The organism is Massilia mucilaginosa, assembly GCF_011682145.1.
GTDB classification, from domain to species: Bacteria; Pseudomonadota; Gammaproteobacteria; order Burkholderiales; family Burkholderiaceae_D; genus Telluria_A; species Telluria_A mucilaginosa.
Genome location: NZ_WHJH01000370.1, coordinates 1 through 280 on the forward strand (window position 1 = coordinate 1; position 280 = coordinate 280).

Annotated in this window: 1 rRNA gene; it reads left to right on the plus strand. The window is 48.6% G+C overall.

The features are described from left to right. Window positions 1-280 (plus strand): 23S ribosomal RNA (locus F2P45_RS35215); the annotation flags it as partial.

A 280-nucleotide genomic window follows, 5' to 3' on the forward strand; every position in this document is an offset into this window, starting at 1 on the left:
GGCTAAAACAGTCAGGATGTTGGCTTAGAAGCAGCCATCATTTAAAGAAAGCGTAATAGCTCACTGATCGAGTCGTCCTGCGCGGAAGATGTAACGGGGCTAAGCCAGTCACCGAAGCTGCGGATATGTTTTTCGGTACTTGTACCTTAATCCATATGGTAGGAGAGCGTTCTGTAAGCCTGCGAAGGTGTCTTGTAAAGGATGCTGGAGGTATCAGAAGTGCGAATGCTGACATGAGTAGCGATAATGGGAGTGAAAAGCTCCCACGCCGTAAGCCCAA